The sequence below is a fragment of the Streptomyces sp. NPDC000983 genome (genome assembly GCF_040299205.1).
Classification (GTDB): domain Bacteria; phylum Actinomycetota; class Actinomycetes; order Streptomycetales; family Streptomycetaceae; genus Streptomyces.
This window is the reverse complement of record NZ_JBEPBM010000090.1, coordinates 1-8,315: the sequence shown is the minus strand read 5'-3', so window position 1 is coordinate 8,315 and position 8,315 is coordinate 1. Positions and strand designations below refer to the sequence as shown.

11 protein-coding genes are annotated in these 8,315 nt (G+C 72.0%); 2 read left to right on the top strand and 9 right to left on the bottom strand.

All coding sequences use genetic code 11. The features are described 5' to 3' along the window. Positions 1 to 105 precede the first annotated feature (105 nt). From ABT296_RS38110 to ABT296_RS38100, 3 genes are read right to left on the bottom strand one after another with little or no spacing between them, the layout of a single operon-like run. Positions 106 to 864 carry a DUF3710 domain-containing protein gene (locus ABT296_RS38110; protein ID WP_351934671.1) on the bottom strand — a complete coding sequence of 253 codons (759 nt, stop codon included), beginning with the start codon at positions 862 to 864 and terminating at the stop codon, positions 106 to 108. 1 nt (position 865) lies between these two features. Beyond that, the gene (gene dut, locus ABT296_RS38105; RefSeq protein WP_351934669.1) at positions 866 to 1,417 is read right to left on the bottom strand and encodes a dUTP diphosphatase; all 552 of its coding nucleotides are present in this window, start codon (positions 1,415 to 1,417) and stop codon (positions 866 to 868) included. After that, positions 1,414 to 1,998: a PaaI family thioesterase gene (locus tag ABT296_RS38100; RefSeq protein ID WP_351934667.1), complete on the bottom strand. Its 585-nt coding sequence runs from the start codon at positions 1,996 to 1,998 to the stop codon at positions 1,414 to 1,416. Before ABT296_RS38100 ends, dut begins: the two co-directional genes overlap by 4 nt. Before the next feature lie 58 nt (positions 1,999 to 2,056). Between ABT296_RS38100 and ABT296_RS38095 the strand changes: the two genes are divergently transcribed. Beyond that, the gene (locus ABT296_RS38095) at positions 2,057 to 2,527 is read left to right on the top strand and encodes a DUF3093 domain-containing protein (protein ID WP_351934665.1); all 471 of its coding nucleotides are present in this window, start codon (positions 2,057 to 2,059) and stop codon (positions 2,525 to 2,527) included. A gap of 55 nt (positions 2,528 to 2,582) precedes the next feature. Here ABT296_RS38095 and ABT296_RS38090 read toward each other — a convergent pair whose 3' ends face one another. From ABT296_RS38090 to ABT296_RS38075, 4 genes are all read right to left on the bottom strand, one after another. Beyond that, entirely contained in the window at positions 2,583 to 3,524 is a 942-nt protein-coding gene (locus ABT296_RS38090; RefSeq protein ID WP_351934663.1) for a hypothetical protein, read from the bottom strand. A gap of 13 nt (positions 3,525 to 3,537) precedes the next feature. Then, positions 3,538 to 3,834 carry a DUF4193 domain-containing protein gene (locus tag ABT296_RS38085; protein ID WP_003997302.1) on the bottom strand — a complete coding sequence of 99 codons (297 nt, stop codon included), beginning with the start codon at positions 3,832 to 3,834 and terminating at the stop codon, positions 3,538 to 3,540. A gap of 394 nt (positions 3,835 to 4,228) precedes the next feature. After that, on the bottom strand, positions 4,229 to 5,464 hold the full coding sequence (locus ABT296_RS38080) for a sensor histidine kinase (RefSeq protein WP_351934661.1): 1,236 nt from the start codon (positions 5,462 to 5,464) through the stop codon (positions 4,229 to 4,231). A gap of 6 nt (positions 5,465 to 5,470) precedes the next feature. Next, positions 5,471 to 6,124 carry a response regulator transcription factor gene (locus ABT296_RS38075; protein ID WP_028424348.1) on the bottom strand — a complete coding sequence of 218 codons (654 nt, stop codon included), beginning with the start codon at positions 6,122 to 6,124 and terminating at the stop codon, positions 5,471 to 5,473. Positions 6,125 to 6,540: 416 nt separating this feature from the next. On the opposite strand from ABT296_RS38075, the gene ABT296_RS38070 reads away from it, so the two are divergent. Continuing rightward, the gene (locus ABT296_RS38070; RefSeq protein ID WP_351934659.1) at positions 6,541 to 6,714 is read left to right on the top strand and encodes a hypothetical protein; all 174 of its coding nucleotides are present in this window, start codon (positions 6,541 to 6,543) and stop codon (positions 6,712 to 6,714) included. Positions 6,715 to 6,802: 88 nt separating this feature from the next. Here ABT296_RS38070 and ABT296_RS38065 read toward each other — a convergent pair whose 3' ends face one another. Together ABT296_RS38065 and ABT296_RS38060 are read right to left on the bottom strand one after the other, a co-directional pair. Next, positions 6,803 to 7,618, bottom strand: coding sequence for an inositol monophosphatase family protein (locus ABT296_RS38065; protein ID WP_351934657.1), 816 nt, complete (start codon positions 7,616 to 7,618; stop codon positions 6,803 to 6,805). Between the two features lie 8 nt (positions 7,619 to 7,626). Next, a partial coding sequence (locus ABT296_RS38060) for a ferrochelatase (RefSeq protein WP_351934655.1) occupies positions 7,627 to 8,315 on the bottom strand: 689 nt, incomplete at its 5' end.

Sequence of the window (8,315 nt, the reverse complement as noted above, 5' to 3'; positions counted from 1 at the left end):
GGCCCCGCCGGGCCGCCGCCGGACCGTGGCCCCGCGGCCGTGTCCAGCGGTGTGTCGTGCTGGGCCGTACCCCCGAGGGGTACGGCCCTTTCGCGCTACGGCTGTCTAGCGGACCTCGGTGATCTCCGGTCCGCGCTGCAACTGGCCCATGCCGCCGGAGAACCGGGATCCGGCCTCCTCCTGCTGGACCCCTTCGGGGACCATCTGGGCGTCGTTGGGCAGCTTCAGGACGATCGGGTCGCGGGGCGCCATCGGGCCCTCGCCGCGGACCACGACGGTGTCCCGGAAGATCTGCTCCAGCAGCCCGGCCGCCTGCGGCTGCACCGCGCCCTGGCCCGAGATCACACCGCGCAGGAACCAGCGCGGACCGTCCACACCGACGAACCGGACGACCTGGAAGCCGCCCGTGCCGTCCGGCAGCTGGACCGGTACCTGCGCCCTGAGCTCCCAGCCCAGCGGACCCTCGACCTCGTCGATGATGCCGCCCTGCTGGGTGATGCCGGTGCCGATCTCCTCGCGCACCTCGCCCCAGATGCCCTCGCGCTTGGGAGCGGCGAAGGCCTGGAGCTGGATGGCGCTGTCGCGCAGCACCACCGTCGCGGCGACGATCGCGTCGCCCGCGACCTCGACCCGCAGTTCCATGCCGTCGACGCCCGGGACGAAGAGTCCGCCCAGGTCGACCCGGCCCTCGCCGGGCTCGCGCACCTCGGTGCTGTCCCACGGTCCGTCGGGCCGCGGCTCCGGCTCCAGTCGCACGCGCTCGCGCGTGCCCTCGTCCGCCTCGGTGTCGACGCCGTCGACGACCTGCTCGGGCTCGCCGGCCGCGTCCCCGGCGGCACCCTTATTCTTGCGACGTCCGAACACGTCACTGTCCTTCCCGGTCGGATACGACCGAAGCGTATCTAGTCCCACCCGTCGTGCCGCCTTCGGCGGCCCGACCGCTTGTGCCGTGCCCGCCGTCCACGGCGGCGTGACCACCGGTGGACCCGAAGCCCCCCTCGGCCCGCGCCGAGTCGGGAAGTTCCGCGACCTCCTGGAAGCGGACCCTCTCGACCTGCTGGACGACCAGTTGGGCAATCCGGTCGAAGCGCTCGAACCGCACGGACTCGCGCGGGTCGAGATTCACCACGATCACCTTGATCTCCCCACGGTACCCGGCATCAACCGTCCCCGGGGCATTCACGAGGGCGACACCGCAGCGGGCGGCCAGTCCGGAACGGGGGTGCACGAAGGCCGCGTACCCCTCCGGGAGCGCCACGGACACCCCCGTGGGCAGGACCGCCCGCTCCCCCGGCTCCAGCTCGCACGCCTCGGTGGTGCGCAGATCCGCCCCCGCGTCGCCGGGATGCCCGTACGACGGAAGCGGTACGTCCGGATCGACGCGGCGGATCAGCACGTCCAGTGGGGCACGGCTCACGGGTTCACCTCGAAGGCCCGGGCCCGCCGCACCTGGTCGGGGTCGCTCATGGCGGCCCGGATCTCCTCCTGGCGGCCGTTGTCGATGAAGTGGTCGACCTTGACCTCGATGAAGAGGGCTTCGGCGCGGACGGCGACGGGCCCGTCGGGGCCCCCGACGCGTCCGGTGGCGGTGGAGTAGATCTTCCGCCCGGCCACCGCGGTGACCTCGGCCTGCAGATGCAGCGAGGTGCCGACCGGAACCGGCCGGACGAAGTCGGTCTCCAGCCGTCCGGTCACCGCGATGGTGCGCAGCAGCCAGTTCAGCGAGCCGAGCGTCTCGTCGAGCGCGGTCGCCAGGACCCCGCCGTGCGCGAGCCCCGGCGCGCCCTGGTGCTCCGGGCGCACGGTGAACTCGGCGGTGAGGGAGACCCCTTCGCCGGCCCGGGCCTGGAGGTGCAGCCCGTGCGGCTGCTCGCCGCCGCAGCCGAAACACTGGCCGTAGTGCTCGCCGAGGAGCTCGCCGGGTGCGGGCGCGTCGGGGTGTCGCGCCGGTGTCACGGCGTCGGCCGGAGGCTGAAGGCTTGGGGATGTACCACTCACAGGCGCAGACCTTACCCGCGCGTCGGTGCCTTCCGGACACCGTGCCAAGCTTGGCCCCATGCAGCTCTCCACGACCCCGTACGAAGAACGCCTCACCGCCCCCCGCTCCTGGTGGCTGGTGTCGGTGCTGGTGGGTGTCTCGATGGCCCTGATCCTGCTGCCCTTCGGCACCCTGCCGATGCTCGGCGGCCTGGTCGGCGGAACGGCCGTGGCGGCCGTCATGGCGAGCTCCTACGGCTCGCTCCGCATCCGGGTCGTGGGCGGATCGCTGGTCGCGGGCGAGGCGAAGATCCCGGTCTCGGCGCTGGGCGATGCGGAGGTCCTGGACGCCGAGGAGGCCCGGGCCTGGCGCACCCACAAGGCCGACACCCGCGCCTTCCTGCTGCTGCGCGCCTACATCCCGACGGCACTGCGGGTGGAGGTCACCGACCCGCAGGACCCCACGCCGTACCTGTACCTGTCGACGCGCCGGCCGGTGGAGCTGGCCGAGGCCATCGCCGCGGCCAGGACGGCACAGGACCACTCCTAGAACACGGGATCGAGGGGTCCCCGGAACCGGGGACCCGCGGCCTGCCGGGAGCGGTTCAGCTCCCGGACCGGCCGATGCCGAAGCGTCTGCGGCCGATCCCCTTCGTGGCCTCGCCGAGGGTCAGCGGGTCCGCGGGCTCCTCCAGCGGCGGAAGCTCCGTCAGCGCCTCCCAGGGCACCTGGTTCCGGCGCAGGTCGGCACGGATCCGGTCGGCCAGCTTCTTGGTGTCCCGGCGGTTCATCAGCGCGCCCACGGCCGCGCCCACCATGAAGGGCATCAGGTTGGGCAGGTTGCGCACCATCCGCTTCATGATCTGCTGACGCAGCTGGTTCTTCATGTGGCTGTTCAGCGCGGAACTCACCGTCGACGGCTTGGTCACGACGATGCCGCGCTCCCCGGACCAGGCGTCCAGGTACGCGGTGGAGCGCTCCTTGAGGTTCCCGGGCGGGCGTACGCCGTAGACCTCGTACAGCTCGGCGATCAGTTTCAGCTCGATCGCGGCCACGCCGGTGATCTCGGCGGCCAGCTCGGTGGGCATCGCGGGCGGCACGGGGAGCATCGCGGCCGCGCCGATGCCCGCGCCGACCGTCGAGGTCGCCGTCATCGCGCCCGCCACGAGCTTGTCGGCGAGCTGCTCGGGCCCCAGGCCCGGGAACTGCCGGCGCAGGGTCGCGAGGTCCCGTACGGGCACACGCGGGGCGTTCTCGATGATCCGGTCGGCGAGGTAGGACAGGGCCGCCTTCGCGCGGCTGCCGCCCTTGCGGACGCCTTCCGCGGCCTTGTCCCGGATCACCGCCGCCCGCCGACGGGCGGCGGGCACCGGTGCACCGGCCGGCACCGGCGGTCGGCCAGGGCCGGCCGTCGGTTCGAGCGAGGCCGATCCCAGGTCGGATGAGCCTCGCTCGTCACCACGCGCGCCGGACGGGCCGCCGGGCGGCCCTTGGTCCGCTGCCCCGAGGGGCGAGCGGCGCTTCCAGGGAGGGGTCGAGCCGGTCACGGCCGACCCCTCCTCAGTCGCAGTCGCGGCAGATCGGCTGGCCGTTCTTCTCCCGGGCCAGCTGGCTGCGGTGGTGCACCAGGAAGCAGCTCATGCAGGTGAACTCGTCCTGCTGCTTGGGCAGCACCCGGACGGCCAGTTCCTCATTGGAAAGGTCCGCTCCGGGCAGTTCCAGGCCCTCAGCGGCCTCGAACTCGTCGACGTCCACAGAGGAGGTCGACTTGTCGTTCCGCCGGGCCTTGAGCTCTTCTAGGCTGTCCGAGTCGACGTCGTCGTCGGTCTTGCGTGGGGTGTCGTAATCCGTTGCCATGTCGCTCTCCCCCTCTGGGTGTCTGCGGTGTCTCCAGCGCACGTAACGCGTGAGAGGCCGGACTTGTGCCCGACCCGAGGCGGAGATTTTGCCTCACATCAAGGTCTGTTACTCAATCGACACCCAACCGGACTCCTCAAGAGTGATCGGCTTGGATGGCGAAGCGGACCGTACACGGTCCTAATGCCGCAGTTCAAAGGCGTCTCACCGTGTACTTCCCGTGATCAAGACCCCCGAAAACCCGGATTTTCCCGGCTTTCCGACTGGTCACATGATCACCGAGAGTAGATGGCCGAAAATTCGCCCTTGTGATCGATCACACACGGTACAGCCCGCCCGGCGCGCAGAAAATTCCGCGCAAAGCGAACATCCCCGCGGTGTCGGCGCAAGGATCTCAGACGGGCAGGGCAACGCGCATCACCAGCCCTCCGCCCTCGCGCGGCTGCGCCGCGATGTGCCCGCCGTGCGCCCGCGCCACGGACCGCACGATGGACAGGCCGAGCCCGACCCCCTTGTCGCTCCCCGTGCGCTCCGTACGCAGCCGCCGGAAGGGCTCGAAGAGGTTGTCGATCTCGTACGCCGGGACCACCGGCCCGGTGTTCGCCACCACGAGGACCGCCTGGCCGTGCTGGAGCTCGGTGTCGATCTCCACCCAGCCGCCCTCGGGGATGTTGTACCGCACGGCGTTCTGCACGAGGTTCAGGGCGATCCGCTCCAGCAGCACGCCGTTGCCCTGCACCACCGCGGGGTCGCGTTTGCCGCGCAGTTCCACGCCCTTGGCCACCGCCTCGGCGTGCACCTGGTCGACGGCCTGCTCGGCGACCTCGGCGAGGTCGACCGGCTTGCGCTCGACGATCTGGTTGTCGCTGCGGGCGAGCAGCAGCAGGCCCTCCACGAGCTGCTCGCTGCGCTCGTTGGTGGCCAGCAGCGTCTTGCCGAGCTGCTGGAGCTCCACCGGCGCCCCGGGGTCGGAGAGGTGCACCTCCAGCAGGGTGCGGTTGATCGCCAGCGGGGTGCGCAGTTCGTGCGAGGCGTTGCCGACGAAGCGCTGCTGGGCGGTGAAGGCCCGCTGGAGGCGCTCCAGCATGTCGTCGAAGGTGTCCGCCAGCTCCTTCAGCTCGTCGTCCGGGCCGTCCAGCTCGATCCGGCGGGAGAGGTCGGAGCCCGCCACCGCGCGGGCGGTGCGGGTGATCCGGCCGAGCGGCGACAGGACGCGCCCGGCCATGGCGTAGCCGAAGGCGAAGGCGATGACGGCGAGTCCGAGCAGGGCCAGCAGGGAGCGGCTGAGCAGGGTGTCCAGCGCGTGCTGGCGCTCCTCGTTGACGCACTCGTTCAGCGCGCGGTTGAGCTCGTCGGCGGGCAGGGTGTTGACGCCGAGGTTGCACATGTCGCTGGAGACCCGGCCGGACAGGATCTTGAAGGGCAGTTCACTGCCGACGTTCAGCGCGCTCGCGGCGAACAGGTAGATGATCGACAGCAGCAGGATGCCGGCGATCAGGAACATGCCGCCGTAGAGCAGGGTGAGCCGTATCCGGATGGTCGGGCGCAGCCAGGGAAAGGGCTGGACGGGCCTTCTGGGGTCCCAGGTGGGCTTCGGCGGCGCCTGGGGCGGTGCGGGGGTCGCTGCCATGGGGAATCAGATCCGGTAGCCGGAGCCGGGCACGGTGACGATGACCGGGGGCTCACCCAGCTTGCGGCGGAGCGTCATGACGGTGACCCGGACGACGTTGGTGAACGGGTCGGTGTTCTCGTCCCACGCCTTCTCCAGCAGCTGCTCCGCGGAGACGACGGCGCCCTCGGAGCGCATCAGCACCTCCAGGACGGCGAACTCCTTGGGCGCGAGCTGGACTTCCCTGCCGTCGCGGAAGACCTCGCGGCGGTTGGGGTCCAGCTTGATGCCGGCACGCTCCAGGACGGGCGGCAGCGGCACGCTGGTCCGGCGTCCCAGGGCGCGCACGCGCGCGGTGAGCTCGCTGAAGGCGAAGGGCTTGGGAAGGTAGTCGTCGGCGCCGATCTCCAGGCCCTCGACGCGGTCGCTGACGTCGCCGGAGGCGGTGAGCATCAGGACGCGGGTGGGCATGCCCAGCTCGACGATCTTGCGGCAGACGTCGTCGCCGTGGACGAGCGGGAGGTCACGGTCGAGGACGACCACGTCGTAGTCGTTGACGCCGATGCGCTCCAGGGCGGCCGCACCGTCGTACACGACGTCGACGGCCATGGCCTCCCGGCGCAGTCCGGTGGCCACCGCATCGGCGAGCAGCTGCTCGTCCTCGACGACGAGTACGCGCACGTCGCTTTTCCTTCCTCTGTCCACCCGCGTAGCGCCGCTCGGGCGCGCGGGCAGGGGTCTGTCGGGGGTGTGTTGGCGTCCATCCTGCCCTTTTCGGCCATAAGTCGGCGGTAAGACGGGTGAGTGACGGATGAAGGCCGGGTGTGAGGCGCGGGAATGCGGGATTTTCTCGGTGGGTTGAGGTTTCCGTGAATGGGAGCGGGGGGAGGACGGCTTTACACCCCGCGATCACGCTCCGCTTGTGCCGCACCACCATGCGGTACGGGGCGACCCGCTTTCCGCGGAGCGGTCGTGGTTGTCCGGCACCGTCGCCGTCAGGCGGGTGCGGCCCGGGCACCCGCAGGAGACGTGATCGCCCCTTCCGACCGGCACACCCCCGTGCCACCGACCCACGACCCAGGACGAGGGGGCACAGCATGGACGCATTCACCGCAGGGCTTCTGCAGCGCATAAGGACGACCGAGTCCGACCTGACGCGAGCCCGTGACGAGGGCGACGACTTCCTCGTCGAGGTGGAGCAGGGCGAGCTCGACGACCTGCGCCGCCTCGCCGCGGAGCACGGTGTGGAGGTCGGCGCCTTGCGCGCCTGACCGGCACTTCAGGTACCACGGCACGAGAGCGGGCCCCCGGCGAATCCAGCGCCGGGGGCCCGCTCCTCGTCCTGCCGCCTCGGCCGCCTCAGTCGTGCCAGGCGCCGAAGTCCTCCAGGAGCCGCTGGAGGGGCTCGAAGACGCCAGGGGTGGCGGCGATCGTGAGATCGCCCGTGGGGCCCTCTCCGGGGCGGCCACCGGTCAGGGCGCCCGCCTCCCGGGCGATGAGGTCGCCCGCCGCGAGGTCCCAGGGGTGCAGCCCGCGCTCGTAGTAGCCGTCGAGCCGGCCCGCGGCCACGTCGCAGAGGTCGACCGCGGCCGATCCGGAGCGCCGGATGTCCCGCAGCAGCGGGATGAGCCGGTGCGCGACCTCCGCCTGGTGCACCCGGACCCCGGTCACGTAGTTGAAGCCGGTGGAGACCAGGGCGTGTTCGAGCGGCGGTGCCGGCCGGCAGGCCAGCGGGCGCTCGCCCTCCCAGGCACCGGTGGCGTGGGCGCCGCCACCGCGGACCGCGTGGTAGGTCTCCCCGCGCATCGGCGCCGCGACGACCCCGACGACCGTCTGCCCGTCCTGCTGGGCGGCGATGGAGACGGCCCAGGTCGGCAGGCCGTACAGGTAGTTGACGGTGCCGTCGAGGGGGTCAATCACCCAGCGCACCCCGCTGGTGCCCTCGGTGGAGGCGCCCTCCTCGCCGAGGAAGCCGTCGTCGGGGCGGTGCCCGGAGATCAGGTCGGTGATCAGTTTCTCGGCGGCGATGTCCATCTCGGTGACCACGTCGATCGGGCTCGACTTGGTCTTGGCCACCGTCAGGTCCGCCGGGCGGCCGTCGCGCAGCAGGTCGCCGGCGCGGCGCGCGGCCTCCCGGGCGAGACGGAGCAGGTCCGAGTGCAGGGGGTCGGTCACGGTGCTCCTCAGGCGTGGGGGCTGTCGGCGCCCGCGGCGGCGGGCCGCGGGGCGCGGGCCGGGCAGCACCCGACCGGACAGAGGTCGTGGCTCGCGCCGAGCGCGCCCAGGGCGCACGGGGTGACCGCTCGTCCGCTCTCGGTGGCGGCCCGCTCCAGGACGAGGTCGCGGACGGCCGCGGCGAACCGCGGGTCGGCGCCGACGGTGGCCGAGCGGCGGACCGGCAGACCCAGTTCCCCGGCCTTGGCCAGGGCCTCGGTGTCGAGGTCGTACAGGACCTCCATGTGGTCCGAGACGAAGCCGATGGGGGCCATGACCACCGCCGGGACGCCGGCCGCGTGCCGCTCCTCCAGGTGGTCGCAGATGTCGGGCTCCAGCCACGGGATGTGCGGGGCGCCGGAGCGGGACTGGTAGACGAGCCGCCAGGGGTGCTCGACCCCGGTGCGCTCGCGGACCGCGTCCACGATCAGCCGGGCCACGTCCAGATGCTGCGCGACGTACGCGCCGCCGTCGCCGTGTCCCTCGACGGGACCGGAGGTGTCGGCGGCCGAGTCGGGGATGGAGTGGGTCGTGAACGCGATGTGGGCGCCCGCCCTGACCTCCTCGGGGAGGTCGGCCAGGGAGCGCAGCACGCCGTCGGCCATGGGCTCCACGAAGCCCGGGTGGTTGAAGTAGTGCCGCAGCTTGTCGACCCTCG

What these genes read in the sequence shown, in the direction of transcription:
- ABT296_RS38080 (WP_351934661.1), bottom strand. Translation starts at nt 5,464, where the DNA reads ATGGCAGCGACCCCCGCACCGCCCCAGGCGCCGCCGAAGCCCACCTGG.
- ABT296_RS38070 (WP_351934659.1), top strand. Translation starts at nt 6,541, where the DNA reads ATGGACGCATTCACCGCAGGGCTTCTGCAGCGCATAAGGACGACCGAG.
- ABT296_RS38085 (WP_003997302.1), bottom strand. Translation starts at nt 3,834, where the DNA reads ATGGCAACGGATTACGACACCCCACGCAAGACCGACGACGACGTCGAC.
- ABT296_RS38095 (WP_351934665.1), top strand. Translation starts at nt 2,057, where the DNA reads ATGCAGCTCTCCACGACCCCGTACGAAGAACGCCTCACCGCCCCCCGC.